General features: G+C 71.5%; 11 protein-coding genes and 3 pseudogenes. 9 read left to right on the top strand and 5 right to left on the bottom strand.

Going from position 1 to position 17732, the window contains the following annotated elements:
• Positions 1–848: 848 nt before the first annotated feature.
• Positions 849–1328: pseudogene (locus JNW91_RS31985) on the bottom strand (histidine kinase); the annotation flags it as partial.
• A 61-nt stretch (positions 1329–1389) separates the two neighbouring features.
• Here JNW91_RS31985 and JNW91_RS06540 point away from each other — a divergent pair.
• Together JNW91_RS06540 and JNW91_RS06535 are read left to right on the top strand one after the other, a co-directional pair.
• Positions 1390–2775, top strand: a complete 1386-nt coding sequence (locus JNW91_RS06540) for a cation:dicarboxylate symporter family transporter (protein WP_203174015.1) — start codon at positions 1390–1392, stop codon at positions 2773–2775.
• A 308-nt stretch (positions 2776–3083) separates the two neighbouring features.
• Positions 3084–3911 (top strand): annotated as a pseudogene (locus JNW91_RS06535) (XRE family transcriptional regulator); the annotation flags it as partial.
• A 739-nt stretch (positions 3912–4650) separates the two neighbouring features.
• Here the strand turns inward: JNW91_RS06535 and JNW91_RS06525 are convergent.
• Positions 4651–5061, bottom strand: a complete 411-nt coding sequence (locus JNW91_RS06525; protein WP_203174013.1) for a DUF7919 family protein — start codon at positions 5059–5061, stop codon at positions 4651–4653.
• Between the two features lie 104 nt (positions 5062–5165).
• On the opposite strand from JNW91_RS06525, the gene JNW91_RS06520 reads away from it, so the two are divergent.
• The 3 genes from JNW91_RS06520 to JNW91_RS06510 all read left to right on the top strand — a co-directional run bounded on the left by JNW91_RS06520 (position 5166) and on the right by JNW91_RS06510 (position 10543).
• Complete coding sequence (locus JNW91_RS06520; RefSeq protein WP_203174012.1) at positions 5166–6992, top strand: alpha-galactosidase; 1827 nt, start codon at positions 5166–5168, stop codon at positions 6990–6992.
• A gap of 121 nt (positions 6993–7113) precedes the next feature.
• A complete protein-coding gene (locus JNW91_RS33500; protein ID WP_203174011.1) occupies positions 7114–9282 on the top strand; it encodes an FUSC family protein in 2169 nt (722 codons plus the stop codon).
• A gap of 226 nt (positions 9283–9508) precedes the next feature.
• Entirely contained in the window at positions 9509–10543 is a 1035-nt protein-coding gene (locus tag JNW91_RS06510; protein WP_203174010.1) for an aminotransferase class V-fold PLP-dependent enzyme, read from the top strand.
• A gap of 10 nt (positions 10544–10553) precedes the next feature.
• On the opposite strand, the gene JNW91_RS06505 is transcribed toward JNW91_RS06510, so the two are convergent.
• Positions 10554–11069, bottom strand: a complete 516-nt coding sequence (locus JNW91_RS06505; protein WP_238424482.1) for a peptidoglycan-binding domain-containing protein — start codon at positions 11067–11069, stop codon at positions 10554–10556.
• An 87-nt stretch (positions 11070–11156) separates the two neighbouring features.
• Positions 11157–12328: pseudogene (locus JNW91_RS33495) on the bottom strand (acyl-CoA dehydrogenase family protein).
• A gap of 97 nt (positions 12329–12425) precedes the next feature.
• Between JNW91_RS33495 and JNW91_RS06495 the strand changes: the two are divergent.
• The 4 genes from JNW91_RS06495 (at position 12426) to JNW91_RS06480 (ending at position 16338) form a co-directional block, all read left to right on the top strand.
• Positions 12426–13082 carry a TetR/AcrR family transcriptional regulator C-terminal domain-containing protein gene (locus tag JNW91_RS06495; RefSeq protein ID WP_203174009.1) on the top strand — a complete coding sequence of 219 codons (657 nt, stop codon included), beginning with the start codon at positions 12426–12428 and terminating at the stop codon, positions 13080–13082.
• 67 nt (positions 13083–13149) lie between these two features.
• Positions 13150–14604: an aldehyde dehydrogenase family protein gene (locus JNW91_RS06490; RefSeq protein WP_203174008.1), complete on the top strand. Its 1455-nt coding sequence runs from the start codon at positions 13150–13152 to the stop codon at positions 14602–14604.
• Entirely contained in the window at positions 14601–15710 is a 1110-nt protein-coding gene (locus JNW91_RS06485) for an alcohol dehydrogenase catalytic domain-containing protein (protein WP_203174007.1), read from the top strand. Before JNW91_RS06490 ends, JNW91_RS06485 begins: the two co-directional genes overlap by 4 nt.
• Positions 15711–15804: 94 nt before the next feature.
• Positions 15805–16338, top strand: coding sequence for a hypothetical protein (locus tag JNW91_RS06480; protein WP_203174006.1), 534 nt, complete (start codon positions 15805–15807; stop codon positions 16336–16338).
• An 81-nt stretch (positions 16339–16419) separates the two neighbouring features.
• On the opposite strand, the gene JNW91_RS06475 is transcribed toward JNW91_RS06480, so the two are convergent.
• Positions 16420–17715, bottom strand: coding sequence for an MFS transporter (locus tag JNW91_RS06475; protein WP_203174005.1), 1296 nt, complete (start codon positions 17713–17715; stop codon positions 16420–16422).
• Between the last annotated feature and the right edge of the window lie 17 nt (positions 17716–17732).

Raw genomic sequence — 17732 nt, 5'->3', positions numbered from 1 at the left:
GTTGTCGACCAGGTTGCCGACCACGGTGAGCAGGTCCCCGCTCGGCAGCGGGCTGTCGTCGAGGCGGCAGTCCGGCTCGATGACCAGGTCCACCCCACGTTCGCCGGCCTGCGCCGACTTGCCGAGCAGCAGCGCCGCCAGCGCCGGCTCGGTGACCGCGCGACCACCCGGTCGGTCAGCTGCTGGGCGAGGGCCAGGTCCCGGGTGCCGAGCCGAACGGCCTCCTCGGTACGGCCCAACTCGACCAGGGTCAGCACCGTGTGCAGCCGGTTCGCGGACTCGTGGGTCTGCGCCTGCAACGCCTCGGTGAGGGCTCGCACCGAGTCCAGTTCGCTGGCCAGCGTGCGCAACTCGGTCTGGTCGCGCAGCGTCAGGACGGTGCCGAGCACCACGCCCTCGAAGCGGGTGGTCCGCTGGTTGGCGACCAGCACCCGGTCACCGGCGAGGACGGGCTCGTCGCGGGCGTCACGGCCGGAGCCGAGCAACTCGGCCACCGCGGGCGGCAGGTCGATCCCGTCGACCGGCTGGTCGATCACCGGCGTGTCCGCGTCGAGCCCCACCAGCCGGCGACCCTCGTCGTTGATCAACGCCACCCGCCGGTCGGTGGTCAGCACCACGAGACCCTCGCGCACCGAGTGCAGAACCGCGTCGTAGTACTCGTACATCCGGGTCATCTGCGCCGGCCCCAGACCGTGCGTCTGGCGTCGCAGCCGCCGGCTGAGCAGCCAGGAACCCGTCGCGGCGAGCGCGAGAGCCGGTGCGGCGACACCCAGCAGCACCGGCAACTGGCCGAGCAGTTTACGGTCGATCGCGCGGGTGGTGATGCCCACCGAGACCAGGCCGACGATGCGCTGCTGTTCGTCGTACACCGGGACCACCGCACGCACCGACTCGCCGAGCGTTCCGACGTTGGTGGTGGTGAACGGACGGCCCGCCAGGGCGGGCCCGATCTCCCCCACGAACGGCTGGCCGATCAGGTCCCGGGTGGGGTGCGAGAAACGGGTGCGATCGGGGGCCATCACCACCACGAAGTCGGTGCCCGTCGCGTGCCGGGTCGATTCGGCGTACGGCTGCAGGACGCTCGCCGGGTCGGCGGTCGTGAGGGCCGCGCGGACGTCGGGGGAGCCGGCCACGGTCTGCGCCACCGACAGCACCTCCTCCTGCGCGGCCTGACGGGAGTCGCTGCGGGCCAGCCAGACGGCGCCCGCCGCCCCGGCCAGCACGAGCAGTGTCACCACCACCGCCTGGAGGGCGAAGAGTTGCCCCGCGATGCTCCACTGACGTCGGGCCACCTCCACCACCTCCCCGTCGCGCCGCCGTTGCCGCATTCGCGGTGAACAGAATGACCGCAAGGCTGTCAACGGGTGAGACGCGCTTCACATTGTCGACATGGACACCACCGCATCCGCCACCACCCCGGAACCGGCAGTCCGCCGGGACCGTACCCGTTACCTGTATCTGGCCGTCATCGTGGCCGTGCTCGCCGGCGTCGTGGTCGGCCTGGTCGCCCCCGATTTCGGCAAGGAACTCAAGCCGATCGGCACGGGGTTCGTCAACCTGATCAAGATGATGATCAGCCCGGTCATCTTCTGCACCATCGTGCTCGGCGTGGGCTCCGTCCGGCAGGCCGCGAAGGTCGGCAAGGTCGGCGGTCTCGCCCTCGGCTACTTCCTGACCATGTCGACCGTCGCGCTCGCCATCGGCCTGGTCGTCGGCAACATCATCCAACCCGGCTCCGGCCTGAACCTCGGCGAGGACCTCGCCGGCTCCGGCAAGGCCGCCGCCGGCGACGAGGCCGCCGGCACGGTGGACTTCCTGCTCGGGATCATCCCGAGCACGCTGGTCTCCGCGCTCACCGAGGGCGAGGTGCTCCAGACGCTGCTGGTCGCACTGCTGGTCGGTTTCGCCGTACAGGCCATGGGCCGGCGCGGCGAACCGGTGCTCGGCGCCATCACCGTCATCCAGCGGGTCGTCTTCAAGATCCTCGCCATGATCATGTGGCTGGCGCCGATCGGCGCGTTCGGCGCGATGGCCGCCGTGGTCGGCGCGACCGGCGTGGACGCCCTCAAGAGCCTCGCCCAGATCATGGTGGGCTTCTACGCCACCTGTCTGATCTTCGTGCTGGTGATCCTGGGCGCGCTGCTGTGGTTCGTGGCCCGCATCTCGATCTTCTCGCTGCTGCGCTACCTGGGCCGGGAGTTCCTGCTGATCCTGTCGACCTCCTCGTCCGAGTCGGCGCTGCCCCGGCTCATCGCCAAGATGGAGCACTTCGGTGTCAGCAAGCCGGTGGTGGGCATCACGGTGCCGACCGGGTACTCCTTCAACCTCGACGGCACGGCGATCTACCTGACGATGGCGTCGCTGTTCATCGCCGACGCGCTGGGCAAGCCGTTGTCCATCGGCGAGCAGGTGTCGCTGCTGCTGTTCATGATCATCGCGTCGAAGGGTGCGGCGGGCGTCACCGGTGCCGGCATCGCGACGCTGGCCGGTGGACTTCAGTCGCACCGACCGGACCTCGTCGACGGGGTCGGGCTGATCGTCGGCATCGACCGGTTCATGTCGGAGGCTCGGGCACTGACGAACTTCGCCGGCAACGCGGTGGCGACCGTCCTGGTGGGAACCTGGACCGGCGAGTTCGACCGGGACCGGGCGGCCGGCGTGCTGCGCGGCGACGACCCGTTCGACGAGGCGACCATGCTCGACGAGCACGACGACGAGGACGACTCGGAGCCGCGTCGGTCCGACGACGAGAAGGCGACGGCCCTGCCGGCCTGACCGCCCACGGTGGTGATCGACTTCAGATCGGCGATATCGGGGTATCCGAGCGCGTAGGACACCCCGATATCGCTGATCTCGTGTCGATCACCACCGAGAGGCGCCGGCCGACGCGTGTGAGGGTTACCGGGCGGCAGCCCTGTCGGTAGCGTGGGGCGTGGCGGCGGATGAGCCGGTACGGCGTCCCGCGCCACGAGGAGGTTCGGGATGGATTCCATGCCGGAGTTGACCTTCGGTCAGCGGCTGAAGGTCTACCGTGAGCGCTCGGGCAAGACTCGTGCCGTGCTCGGTGGCCTGGTTGGGCGTAGCGCCGAGTGCTGGGCGCCCTCCTGCCCGACCTGCTTCGAAATGCCCAATGCGCGGCGCTGACGTACGAGGGTGCCGAGCGCCGACGTGCTCAGGCACTCTTGGCCGAGGCGCTCGGGCTCGCGCAGATGTTCCTCGCCTACCAGCCAGCCGCCGAGATCATGTGGCGGGTCGCCGACCGTGCCATGGTGGCCGCGCAGGAGTCCGGGGATCCCGAGGCGCTGGCCTGCGCGGGGTGGTTCCTGTGCCAGGTGCACCGGGACGCCGGTGACTGGGACACCGCCATGGCGGTGACGCTCGACGTCCTCTCCGCACTGGAGTCGCGCGCGGCGGATGCCACCACCAACCTTCTGGCCCTCGTCGGAGCGCTTCAGTTTGAAGCTGCCTACACCGCCGCGAGGGCGGGTGAGGAAGGCCGGGCCTGGCGGTACTGGGACCGCGCCGATCGGGTCGCACAGCGCCTACCGCAGGGCTTCTACCAGCCGCAGACATCGTTCTCCCGTGTCATCATGGGTGCCCACGCCGTCACCGTGGCCGTCGAGTTGCAGAAGTCCGGCGAAGCGGTGCGACAGGCACATCGCCATGATGCAGCGGCCATCCCGTCGCGGCCGCGCCGCGCGCGACACCTCATCGAGGTCGCTCGCGCTCACTACGGCAGGGACGACGGTGAAACCGCCATGGTGAGCCTTCGCCAGGCGTACGAGTCCGCTCCGGAGACGATCCGCTTCAACGGCTACGCCCGACAGATCACCCTGGATCTGCTCAACGGGCCGCCATCCACCCGCAAGGACGCCCGAGATCTCGCACTGAAGGTCGGCCTCGTCTCTTGATCTAGGGGTACGAACCCTACCCATGCGACGCCACGACCGTCCGTAACGTCCCCGTCACGGGATGCGGCGGGCGGTGCGGACTCGCCTGGCCGCCGCGTCCCCCTCAACCTCAGGGGCGGCTGGCCGCCCTCGTGATGACGGGGAGGACGCGTGCGACGCGTCTCGTACGACGAATATCTCTCGGCGGTCGCCCTGACCCTGGCTCGCAGGCATCGGCCCGTCTGGTCCTGGCGGCACTGGCGACGTATCTGCCGTTGCGGAACCGACCTGCCGTGCCGAAGCCGTCATCGCCTCCCAATCAACCGCGACCACTGGCCCAGCCAGGGCACGTCGTGACGACCACTCATCAACCGGTCTCGCCCCTCTGGAGCTGCGGGTGTTGTGGCGCCGACTGGCCCTGCGAGCCGGGCCGGCGGGAGTTGCTGGCCGAGTACGACGGATGTCGCTTGTCCCTGACCGTCTACCTGGCCGCACAACTCGTCGTTGCTACGCAACACCTGGCCTGCGTCCCCGCCGGTCACCTGCACCACCGATTCCTCGGCTGGGTGCGGTGAGCATCCTTCGGCCCGGAGACGAGAAGTTCCACTACAGCGACGGGTCACACAGGTGGATCCCGCCCAACCCCCGACTATGACCAGGGAATCTGGGACGAGCAGGTCCGCCAGCACAAGCAGGGTCACCTGCGGAACGAGCGCCCAAAGGTCCGCATCCAACGCCTGGTATGACGCGCTGACCCGCGTCAACTCGTTGCCCCTAGGGCCGCCGTGCAGAACTCGGCTGGTGGCAGGTATTCGTGGGCGGCCAGGTAGTGGAGCAGGAGTTGAGGTGCGGCGTACACGAAGCCTTCGCCCCGCACCTCGAATTCGGCGCTCTCGCGGGCGATGGTGCCCTGCCGGATGGCCTCCATGGCGTCGTCGCCCATGTCCAGGATGCAGATTTCGCAGTAGTGGTAGCCGCGTGTCTGGCGGACTCGCACCGTGGCCAGGTTCATCAGAGCGGGCATCAGCTCGTCCGGGGAAGCGCCGGTCGGGAACGGATGCGAGGCGTCCAGCCAGCCGACGTTGAGCAGCAGCTCGTCGGATGCCCCATGCCCGTCCTCGTCATGCCGCTCCAGGTACGTGTACGGCGTCAGGTCCGCGAAGTAGGTCACGGATTCTGTCTACCCCCGGTGCACTTGACACACGATGTGTGAGCGTTAACATCGACAACCACCACTGCCTGCCGAACCTGGTCGGCGCTCCCGTTGGAGGTTCGATGACGCTCGTCCTCGCGCGTTCCACCGCACGGCGGATGGCCGGCCTCACTGCTCTGGTCGTGCTGCTCGCCGTCGGCCTCACCGTCATCTCCCCGAAGCCGGCGGCGGCGTGGGACAACGGCACGGCGAACACCCCGCCGATGGGGTGGAACAGCTACGACTCGTTCAACTGGCGCGTCACCGAGGCGGACGTCCGGGCCAACGCGGACTACATGCGCGACAACCTGCGCCGGCACGGCTGGGAGTACGTCGTCATCGACTGGGCCTGGTATTACCCGGGTCAGCACAACAACAGCCCCAACCAGGACGCCAACCTCAATCCCCGGCTGCGGATGGACGCCAACGGACGGCTGCTGCCGGACACCACACGGTTCCCCTCGGCGGCGGGCGGCAACGGGTTCAAGCCTCTCGCCGACTACGTGCACGACCAGGGGCTGAAGTTCGGCGTTCATCTGATGCGCGGGATCCCGCGGCAGGCGGTCGCGGACAACGTGCCGATCCTCGGCACCACCTGCCGCGCCAACCAGATCAACAACAGCACCACTGCGGCCTGGCTCAACCTGATGTGGGGTCTGAACATGTCCAACGCCTGCGCGCAGGCGTACCTGGACTCGGTCTTCCAGCTCCTGGCCAGCTGGGGTGTCGACTACGTGAAGGTGGACGACATCGCGGCCCCGACGTACCGGCAGGCCGAGGTCGAGGGCTACCGGACGGCGATCCAGCACAGCGGTCGGCCGATGGTGCTGAGCCTCTCGCCCGGCGCGACACCGCTGGCGAGTGGCGGGCACGTGCGGGACAACGCGCACATGTGGCGCATCGTCAACGACCTGTGGGACAACTGGTCGTCGCTCGACGCGCTGTTCGACCAGTTGCGCAACTGGACGCCGTACCGGACGACGGGCGCGTGGCCTGATCCGGACATGATCCCGATCGGGCGGCTGTCGAAGTACGGCCCGGTGGGCGCACCCCGCTACTCCGGGCTCACCGCTGACGAGCAGCGCACGCTGATGACCCTGTGGTCGATCAACCGGGCGCCGCTGATGTGGGGCGGCAACCTGGTTGAGAACCGCGCCACCGAGCTGGCGTTGATGACCAACGCGGCGGTGCTCGCCGTCGACCAGAACAGCGCCAACAACCGGCAGCTCGTCGGCGGCACCCGGCAGGTGTGGACCGCCGACGTCCCCGGCACCGACCACCGGTACGTGGCGCTGTTCAACCGCGAGAGCGCGACCGCCAACGTCTCGGTGAACCTGGCCGACCTGGGCATCGGCTCGGCCACCGTCACCGACCTGTGGTCCGGCGCCGGTCTCGGCACCGTCACCGGCACACTCACCCGATCCATCCCCGCCCACGGCAGCGGCCTGTACCGGGTGGCGCCGCTGACCACCGCCCCCACGCCGACCACCTACACGGTGGCCGCGCGGCACAGCGGCAAGCTCCTCGACGTCTTCAACGCGTCCACCGCCGATGGCGCGAACGTCGTCCAGTGGGGCGCGAACGGGCAGGCCAACCAGCGGTGGCGGTTCTCCGACGCCGGTGGCGGCTACTCGACGGTGACCAGTGTCAGCAGCGGCAAGTGTCTCGACGTGTACGGCGGCGCGGGTGCCACCGCCGACGGCGTTCGCGTGATCCAGTGGACCTGCAACGGCGGCACCAACCAGCAGTGGCGCGTCGAGGACCTCGGAACCGGCTACGTTCGGCTCGTGGCCCGCCACAGCGGGAAGTGCCTCGACGTGCTGAACGCCGCCACGGCGGACGGTGCTCAGGCCGTGCAGTGGACCTGCGGCACCGGCACCAGCCAGCAGTGGCGACGCACCACCGCGTAGCGCGCTGTCGGCCGGTGGCCCTCGCGGCGGTGATTCAGTCGCGAAACGCGCCGCCCCCGGGCCGACCCGGAGAACAATTGTGGGTCGGGAAGGGGTGCCGCGACAAACCGGGGGAGCAGGCGTGCTCGCAACCAGCCTCCTTGGCCGGCTGCGCCGCCGTGACCCGGGGGACGCCGTCCTGCGGCGCGCGGTGCGCCTGACGCTCGTCGCGTCGGTCATCTTCTACGCCTGCCGTTACGGGGCGGGCAGCCCGGTGCTCGCCACGTACGGGCTGTTCGGCACGATCGCCGCCGGGTCGTTCGCGCAGTTGCCCGGTCCGGCGCCGCAGCGGGCGCGGATCCTCGTCACGTCGCTGCCGGCGATCTGGGCGCTGATCGCGGCCGGCACGCTGCTGGCGTGGAGCACGTGGGCGGCGGCCGGCGGAATGCTTGTCGTCGGGTTCGTCGTGGCGTTCGCGGGGGTCGGTAATCCGCGCCTGGTGGGTCTGGCCAGCGCGTTCCAGCTCTTCTACATCCTGGCGTCCTTTCCGCCGTACCAACCGAACACCCTGCCGCAGCGACTGGCCGGGGTCACGCTCGCGGTCGTGCTGCTCGCCGCGGCCGAGGTGCTGCTCTGGCCCGATCCGGTGCCTGTCACCTTCCGGCAGATGCTCACCCGGGCGGCGGACGGCGTCGGGGCGTTCCTCGACGACGCCGCCGACGCGCTGACCGACCCGCACGCCGGTCACGGTGGTCGGGACAGTCGGCGCGCTCGGGCGTACGACCTGGTGGCCCCGCTCGGTCTGGGTCGTAACCCGCCGGAGCGGGCGCCGACCGCGGCGGGCGCCCAGGACCGGGCGCTGCGGATCTCGGCGGCGGCGTTGCGGGAGGTGCTCGCCGAGGCGGACCGGCTCGCCGGGGACGCCCCGCCGGAGCCGATCCCGGATCTGGCGGCGGCGCGGCTGCTGCGCACCTGCGCCGACACGACCCGGGCCGCCGGTCGGAGCCTGTCACCGGGTGCGCCGCCGATCGACCTCGCTGGCCTGGACGTCGCGATCCGCGCGGCCGAGGCCGCCTACCCGGTGGGGCGGGGCGGCGGCGACGCGCCGGACGTACCCCGGATGTGCCGGGACGCGACAGCGCTGGCCCTCGCCGACCAGGTGCGGGTCTTCGCCGTCGGTGCCCGGGTCGCCGTCGGGGCACGGCCCGCCGGGGGCGAGGCATACCCCAAACTCTTCGAGTACGCGCGCCACAGCCCGTGGACGCTGTACTGGTGGCAGTTCCGCTCCCACCTGGCTCCCCGCTCCGCCCACCTGCACAGCGCGCTGCGGCTGGCCGTGGCGCTGTCGGTCGCCCGGGTGGCCGCCGGGGTGTTGCAGCTCAACCACGGCTTCTGGGTGCTCCTGGCGACACTCACGGTCCTGCGGACCTCGGCCGCCGACACCCGCACCGCCCTGCGACCCGCCGTGCTCGGCACGATCGCGGGCGTGGTCGTCAGCGGCCTGCTGGTGCTCCTCATCGGGGACCCCATCGTGTACGCCGTCGTTCTGCCGGTCACGCTGCTGCTGGCGTTCGGTGTCGGTCGCCTGCTCGGCCCGGTCTGGCAGCAGGCGCTGTTCACCCTGCTGCTGACCGTCGTGTTCAGCCAGCTCAGCCCGGAGGGTTGGCGGCTCGCCGAGGCGCGGCTGGTCGACGTCGGGCTCGGCGCGGTGATCGGGGTGCTCGCCGGCGTCGCGATGTGGCCGCGCGGCGCGAGCCACGACCTGCGCCACAACGCCGCGCGTTACCTGACGGCCAGCGGGAACGCGGTCGAGCAGACCGTCGAGGCGGTGCTCGGCGACGCGCCGCCGCCCGAGGACGACCTCGATCGGGTTCGCCAGCGGATGGTCCTGGTCGACTCGTCCTACTGCCAGTACCACTCCGAGCGCCACGACCCGCAGCGCGCACGCGTGGACTGGGACGCCGCCCTGGGCGCCGGGCAGCACGTGGTGCCCGGCGTCGAGTCGCTGCTGCGCCGCAACCCGCCCGGCTGCCTCGCCGGCTGGCCGGCGGCGGCGGTCCTGCTGCGCGATGCGGCCGGTCAGCTGCGGTCGGCGTACGACGAGCTGGCCGCCGAGGTGGCGCAGGGCCGGGCCTCGGGCACGGTGCCAGCCCCGACCGACTGTGTCGACGAGGTGGACCGGATCCGTCCGCTGCTCGGCGCTGTCGACTCCGCCGCGGTGCGGCACCTGGTGGAGGTCGACAGATGGCTCGCCGGCCTCGCCGACAGCCTCACCCGGATCCACCCCGCGGGCGCGAATCGGCGTCGATGACGTCGCCGCCCGCGCCCGGGTGGTCTCCTCGGCGGCAGGTTGCTCGTGAGCGATATACCTCAGAGTCATATCTATACCTCAGCGGTCATCACGCCCTCCCCAGCGCCTGGCTCCGGGTGGCAAGCGGCGGGTGCCGGGCGCAGCCCGCAAGCCACCGTGAGCCCGCAGGCCGCAGGACTGCGATTGGCCGTGCCCCTTCGCGACGAGCCCGTCTAGCGTCGGCGACATGGAGATCGCGCAGGCACAGCAGTTGTGGAAGCCGGAGCCCGGCTGGTTGAACACGGCCTCCTACGGGCTGCCGCCCGAGCCGGCCTGGACGGCGTTGCAGGAGGCCCTGGCCGCCTGGCGGGTCGGCAGCACGTCCTGGGAGGGCTGGGGCGACTCGGTACAGCGCTCCCGTACCGTGTTCGCCGGTCTGATCGGCGTGCCGGCCAGTGACGTGGCGGTCGGCGCGACCGTCTCCCAGATGCTCGCGCCGGTGGCGGCGTCGCTGCCGACCGGCGCCACCGTGGTCGTTCCGGAGATCGAGTTCACCTCGAACCTGTTCCCCTGGCTGGTGCAGGAGGAGCGGGGTGTCACGGTCCGCACGGTGCCGGCGGACCGGCTGGTCGACGCGATCGACGCCGACACGGACGTGGTCGCGTTCAGCCTGGTGCAGTCGTCCGACGGCTCGGTCGCCGCGTACGACGAGATCGTGGCCGCAGCCCGCGCGCACGACGCGCTGGTGGTGGTGGACGCGACCCAGGCGTGCGGGTGGCTGCCCTTCGACGGGAGCCGGGCCGACGCGGTGGCGGTGGGTGGCTACAAGTGGCTGATGAACCCGCGCGGCACCGCGTACGCCTATCTGGCCCCGGCGTTGCGCGACCGGCTGCGCCCGGACGCCGCCGGCTGGTACGCCGGCCGCGACCCGCACGCCTCCTTCTACGGCCCGCCACTGCGACTGGCCGACGACGCCCGCAGGTTCGACATCTCACCGGCCTGGTTCAGCTGGGTCGGTGCGGCACCGGCCCTGGAGCTGGTCGCCGAGATCGGCGTGCCGGCGATCCGGGAACACGACGTGGCGCTGGCCAACCGGTTCCTGACCGGCCTGGGCCGGCCACCGGGGGAGAGCGCCATCGTCACCGTCGACGTGCCCGACGCGGAGCAGCGCCTTGCGGCGGCCGGCATCCGGGCGGCCGTGCGCGCCGGGAGGGTCCGCGCCTCCTTCCACATCTATTCCACCGAGGCCGATGTGGATGCCGCCCTGGAGGCGCTGACCTGAGTCCCGGTGATCAGGAGCAGATGCTGAAGGTCGCCTCGGTGTACGTGAGGGTCTGCCACTCCAGATCCGGTCCAAGGCTCATGTCCCACTTGCCGTCGGCGTCGCGACCGAAGTAGGCGAACCGGTCACCGCGCCCGTCGTAGTAGAACCAGCCTTCCCCTTCATAGACGCTGAGCTTCGTCGCCGCCTTCGCGAACGTTTCCGGTCCGACGATGCCGTCACTGACGAGACCGTGGGCGGCCTGCCAACGTTTGGTGGCCGCGGTCGTCGTCGGGCCGAAGCCGCAGTCGATGGCCCACTGGGGGAAATAGCCATCGGCGTACAGCATCATCTGCCACGCCGCGACGACGTTGTTGTACGAGTGCGTCGCCTCGGAGATGGGGCCCTCGTCCGCCCAGTCGTCCGTCCAGGTGCCCGTGCCCGTGACGTACCCCTCGTTGACGTCCGCGGACGCCGGTGCGGCCGCGACGGCGAGTGTTCCGACCGTGGCCAGGGCCATCGTAGTGGCCTTGATACGTAGGTGCATGCGCGTCTCCCCGTTGGCTGTCGAACCGGTGATGGATAGATGTTCGACATACCCACCTGGTCCACGACGGACACACCCTGTTCGGTCTCAGGCCAGGTGGCCGCCGATCTTGGTGTACCCGCGCAGCAGGTCGCGGGAGATGATCAGTCGTTGCATCTCGTCGGTGCCCTCGAAGATCCGGTAGAGCCGGACCTGCCGGTACCAGCGTTCGATGGGCAACTCACGGGTGTAGCCCATGCCACCGTGGATCTGGAGCACCCGGTCGACCACCCGGTTCACCATCCCGGCGCCGTAGAGCTTGCCCATCGACGAGGCGTGCCGGGGGTCCAGACCCTGGTCGACGGTCCACGCCGAGCGCAGCACCAGCCAGCGGGCCGCCTCCAGCTCGGTCTCCGAATCGGCGATCATCCACTGGATGGCCTGGTTGGTGCCGATCTTCGCGCCGAAGGTCTCCCGGGTGTTGGCGTAGTCGATCGCCATCTGCAGCACCCGCTCGGCGATGCCGATGGCGTGCGACGGGATCGTGTAGCGACCCTTGCCGATCCACTCCATGCCGAGCGTGAAGCCCTGCCCGATCTCACCGAGGATGTTGCGGTGCGGCACGCGTACCCCGTCGAAGATGAGCGACGCGGGCCCGCCCTCGCCCATGGTCTGGATGAACTCCGAGCGCCAGCCCATCTCCCGGTCCACCAGGAAGGCGGTGCGCCGCCCTTGCGGGCGCCCTTCTCCCGGTCGGTCACCGCGACCACGATGGCGAAGTCGGCGTCGTGGCCGCCGGTGATGAAGGTCTTCTCGCCGTCGAGCACCCAGTCGTCGCCGTCGCGGCGGGCGGACAGTCGGATGTTCGCCGCGTCCGACCCGGCGCCCGGCTCGGTGATGGCGAAGCAGGAACGCCGCTCGCCCTCGATCGTCGGAATGAGGAACTCCCGCTTCTGCTCCTCGGTGGCGTGGAACAGGATGTTGTCCGCCTCGCCGCCGAAGCGGAACGGCACGAACGTGCGGCCCAGCTCCGTCCAGATCAACGACTGGAGGACGGCCGGCAGGTTCATCCCGCCGTACTCCTCGGGGGTCGCCAGGCCCCAGAAGCCGAACTTGCGCGCCTTGAGTTGCAGCTCGCGCACCTCGGAGTGGTCCAGGCCCGGCTGGTGCGCCCGCTCCCGGCGCAGCACCTCCGCCTCCAACGGCATCACCTCGCGGCGGATGAACGACCGGACGGTGTCCCGCACCGCCCGCTCCTCGTCGGTCAGCGAAAAGTCCACGGTGGTCCTCCTGGCGTCGGTGCTGCCGGTCACCCCTAAACTAGCGGTGTAAGTTTTGCCGCGTCCAGACCCGGCCGTCGCGACCGCGAGGAGCGCAGTGCCCCGACCCCGTCAGCCCCGGCTCACCCGGCAGCTCATCGTCGAGACCGCCACCGCGCTCATCGACGCCGAGGGACTGCCGGCGTTCTCCACCCGCCGGCTCGCCGCCGAGCTGAGCGTGCGCGGCCCCTCGCTCTACAACCACTTCGCCACCAAGGACGAGATCCTCGACGCGGTCGCCGACGCGGTCACCGGCGCCGTCGACACCAGCGGCTTCGCCGGCCGGGACTGGGTCGCCGCGCTACGCGACTGGGCCTGGTCGTACCGGAGGGCGCTCACCGCGCACCCGAACATCGTGCCGTACCTGGCGCAGGGGCCCGGTCGGCGACCGGCCGCACTGGCCATGGCCGACGCGGTCTACGGGGGGCTGGTACGCGCCGGCTGGCCGCCGGCCCGGGCCACCCACATCGGCGCGGCGCTGCGTTACTTCGTGGCCGGGTCGGCGCTCGGCTCGTTCGCCCGCGGCTTCGTCGAGGACCCCGAGCTGTACGCGGCGCACTACCCGCACCTGCGCCAGGCGCACCGGCTCGCCGAACACCAGCAGAGCGTGGACGAGGGCGCCTTCGCCCTCGGGCTGGACGCCCTCCTGCACGGTCTGGCCGCCGAGTACGCGCGCACCGTCGACCCGGTGGAGTCCACCCGGCCCAGCGGGTAGCGTCCAAACTCCCAGCGCTAGTTTCATCGCCCGCCGCGACCCCGTCGCCCACCCCCGAAGGGACGCCATGGACCTCGCCGCCCCGCCGTCGCAGCTACCCGACGCCCTGCGCCTCCGGCGCCACCTGCACATCGGCGGCGAGTGGACGCACCCCGCCGGCGCCGACGTGATCGACGTGGAGAGCCCGAGCACCGGCGAGCTGATCGGGCAGGTGCCCGCCGGCACGGCGGCCGATGTGGACGCCGCCGTCACCGCCGCCCGGGCCGCCTTCCCCGGCTGGGCGGCCAGCGCGCCCGCCGAACGCGCCGCCCACCTCGACCGGCTGCACACCGCGCTCGCCGCGCGTGCCGACGACCTCGCCCGCACCATCGCCGTCGAGCTGGGCGCACCGTTGAAACTCGCCACCCGGGTGCAGGTCGGACTGCCGCTGACCGTGCTGCGTGACCACGTCACGCTCGCCGCCCGCCCAGCGGTCGAGGAGAGCATCGGCAACTCGCTTGTCGTCCGCGAGCCGATCGGCGTGGTCGGCGCGATCACACCGTGGAACTATCCGCTGCACCAGGTGATGGCGAAGGTGGCGCCCGCGCTGGCCGCCGGCTGCACGGTGGTGCTCAAGCCCAGCGAGCTGACCCCGCTGACCGCGTACCTGCTCTTCGACGCGGTCACCGAGGCCGGGCTGCCGCCGGGAGTGCTCAACCTCGTCCCCGGCACCGGCCCGGTGGTCGGCGAGGCCCTGGCCGGGCACCGTGACGTCGACCTCGTCTCGTTCACGGGTTCCACCGCCACCGGCTCGCGGATCATGCGGCTCGCCGCCGACCGGATCGCCCGCGTCGCCCTGGAACTGGGCGGCAAGTCCGCCAACGTGATCCTCGCGGACGCCGACCTGGCCACCGCGGTCAAGGTCGGCGTCGGCAACGCCCTGCTCAACTCCGGGCAGACCTGCACGGCGTGGACCCGGATGCTGGTGCACCGCGACCGGTACGCCGAGGCGCTCGACCTGGTCGCCACGGCGGTGGCCGGCTACCGCCTCGGTGACCCGTTCGACCCGGCCACCCGACTGGGTCCGCTGGTCTCCGCCGCCCAGGCCGAACGGGTCCGCGGCCACATCGACCGGGCACTCGCCGACGGAGCCCGGCTGGTCGCCGGCGGCCCGGAGGCCCCCGTACCGGGCGGGGGTCACTTCGTCGCCCCGACCGTCTTCGCCGACGTGCACCCCGCCAGCCCCCTCGCCCAGGAGGAGGTCTTCGGCCCGGTGCTCGCCGTCATCCCGTTCACCGACACCGACGAGGCCGTCGCCATCGCCAACAACTCGCGGTACGGGTTGGCCGGCGCGGTCTGGTCCGCCGACACCGACGCCGCGCTCGCCGTGGCGCGACGGCTGCGCACCGGCGCGGTCGACATCAACGGCGCGCCGTTCAACCCGCTCGCCCCGTTCGGCGGCTTCAAGCAGTCCGGCATCGGCCGCGAGTTGGGCGTGCACGGGCTCGCCGAGTTCTGCGAGCTGAAGACGATCCAGCGATGAGCGGCACCGAGCGGGCCGCACTGCCGGTCACCGTGCGCGCGCTCGTCGCGCGCGCGTCCGGCGCCGGCCTGGCGGGTCGAGCGGGTACGCCTGCCGCGCCCGGCCCCGGCGAGGTGCGGGTGACGATCCGCGCCGCCGGCGTCTGCCACTCCGACCTGTCCATGGTGAACGGCACCCTCGCCCCGAAGTACCCACTGGTGCTCGGGCACGAGGCGACCGGAGTGGTGGCCGAGACCGGACCCGGCGTCCGGCTGGCGGTCGGCACCCCGGTGGTGCTCAACTGGGCGCCGGCCTGCCGGGCGTGCTGGTGGTGCCGGCGCGGCGAGCCGTGGCTCTGCGCCGACACCACCTCCCCGACCGTGCCGCGCGGCGAGACCGAGGACGGCGTCCCGCTGCACCTGACCCTCGGCCTCGGCGCGCTCGCCGAGGCGGTGGTGGTGCCCGAGAAGGCTGTCATTCCGGTCCCCGCCGGTCTGCCCCCGGAGCGGGCCGCGCTGCTCGGCTGCGCGGTGCTCACCGGTGTCGGCGCGGTGCACAACACCGCTGGAGTGGCCGCCGGCGAGTCGGTCGCGGTGATCGGGCTGGGCGGGGTCGGACTGGCCGTGCTCACCGCCGCCCGCCGGGCCGGCGCCACGACGATCCTCGCTGTCGACGTCGCCGAGGCCAAGCGGGACCTGGCGCTCGCCGCGGGGGCGACCGACTTTCTGCTCTCCGACGACCGGCTCTCCAAGGAGGTACGGGCGCGCACCGAGGGCCGGGGCGTCGACCACGCCTTCGAGTGCGTCGGGCGCGCCGCCACCATCCGTGCTGCCTGGCGGCTCACCCGGCGTGGCGGAGCGGTGACCGTGGTCGGCATGGGCGCCAAGGACGACATGGTGAGCCTCGGCGCGCTGGACATCTTCCACTCCGCCCGTACGCTGCGCTCCTCGGTGTACGGCTCGTCCGACCCCGACCGGGAGGTACCCGCGTTGGCTGCCGAGCTGGCCGACGGTGCACTGGATCTGCGTGTGCTGGTCAGCGGCACGATCCCGCTGGACGAAGCGCCCACGGCGTTCGACCGGCTCGCCCGCGGCGAGGGCGCCCGCTGGGTGGTCACCCTGAACTGAGCCGAGAGGTCTCGGCCGCTGCTCGATCCTTGCCGCGTGCTCCAGCAGATGTCTCACTCGTTTCGTTCCGAGTGCCGAGCGGGTAGGTGAGGGCATGGATCGCAACGTGGTCAAGGTGCTGCTCGCCGCCTGGCAACGACCCGACTTCCGGGCTGGCCTGCGGCACCTGATCGACCTTGACGAGGTGACGTCGCTGCTCGCCGCTCTGGCCGTCGACGATCACGACGACGAGGTGCGGCGTCGGGCGATGGAGCTTCTGCGGTCGGCGTTGGAGACAGCGGAGATCCGCGGCGCGGTCCTGCTGCTGATAGAGACCGACGACATCCGGCACAGCCTCGCCGCCGCGATCTCGGACAACCTCGCCGACCGCCCGGGTCTCGCGTCGTCGATCCGGTCTGCTCTGGACGATCCCGCCGTCCGCGCCGAGATCCGCGACGCCCTCGAGTCGCAGGGGATGCGGACACTGGTGTGGAAGGTGGTCGAGGACGAGTTCCGCAGCCGTCGACTGACGCTGGTCGGGGAGGCGGTGTTGCTGCTCCTGCGGCACCGTCCCGCCCGCCGCCTGGCCTGGGCGCTGAAGCGGCACGGCGTCATCCGGGAGTTGCGCCGCAGACCGGCATCCACCTGACCGCGCGGCTTGGCACCGTGGGCCTGCGCCTGCTTGTCGCTACCTGAAGGCGCGGCTGGCATCGAGGAGGTCGACGCCGGGTCAGGCGCGGGTGGCTGGTTCGGTGGACTCCGTGGTAGGGCCGCCGCTCGGTCCAGTGTCGACCGGCGTGATCGGTGCTGCGGTGCCAGCGCGGGTGGGGGCCGCCACCTCGAGCCGGCGAACGTCCCGGCTGGCCAGCATGCCGAGGACGGCGAGCACCACCAGGGTCGCCATGATCAGCAGCGTGTCCCGGGTGCCGATCGCCGCGGCGACCGGTCCGACCGCAATCTGGCCGAGTGGGATGGCGACCCATGACCCCAACATGTCGTAGGAGTAGACGCGGGCCAGCCGGTCGGCCGGGACGTTCTGCGCGATCGAGGTGTCCCAGGCCACCGCGAACTGCTCGACGGCGATGCCGACCGCCACTCCAGCCGACAACAGCACGACGATGGTGGGCGCCACGGCCAGCCCCAACAGCAGGAACGACTCGGCGAGCATGCAGACCACCCCGAGCAGCAGCAGCCGGCGAACCCTGAGCCGCAGGGCGATCAACCCGCCCACGACCATGCCAGCGGTTTCCGCCGCCAACACCAGACCCCACGCGCTACGGCCGATCGTGTCCTCCGCGACGACCGGGCCGAGCACGTGCACGCCGCCAGCCAGGGCCGCATTGAGGACCATGAAGCCGAGCACCACCACCCAGACCCAGGTCCGCGCGGTGAATTCCGTCCAGCCCTCACGGAGGTCGGCGACGATGCCCGTGTTGGTGCTCTTCGCCGGCGAGGCAGCGACCCGGACTCCGGTGAACGCGAGAGCCGCGACAGCGAACGTGATCGCGTCCATGGCGAGGCCCCACCCCGGGCCGACGGCGGCCACCAGGAGGCCGCCGAGCGCGGCGCCGCCGATCATTGCCGCGTTGATGCCGAGCCGGATGAGCGCGTTGGCCTGCTGGATCAGCTCCGGCGGCACCGTCTGCGGCGTCGCGGCGGCCGAGGCGGGCTGGGACAGGGCGCTCACGATGCCGTTGGCCGCGCTGAGCGCCAGCAGCAGCGGGATCGTCGCGGTGCCGGTGAGCACCAGTGCGGCCACCGCCGCCTGGGTCAGCGCACCCAGCACATTGGAGCCGACCAGCACCAGCCGGCGCGAAACCCGGTCGGCCACCACACCGCCGAAGAGGACGAACAGCACGGTCATCAGCGATCGCGCACCCACCACCAGGCCCAGGTCGCGCACCGAACCCGTCAGGTCAAGTACGGCGAAGGCCAGCGCGATGGGAGCGACACCGTTGCCCAGCATGTTGACCAGCCGGCCGACAGCCAGGTACCGGAACGCGCTGTACCGCAGGGGAGCCAGCATCGGTCCTCCATCCGGAT

The sequence above is a fragment of the Micromonospora parastrephiae genome, from assembly GCF_016802865.1.
GTDB classification, from domain to species: Bacteria; Actinomycetota; Actinomycetes; order Mycobacteriales; family Micromonosporaceae; genus Micromonospora; species Micromonospora parastrephiae.
Note: the sequence above shows the minus strand (reverse complement) of the source record. Positions and strands in the feature narration are given on the sequence as shown.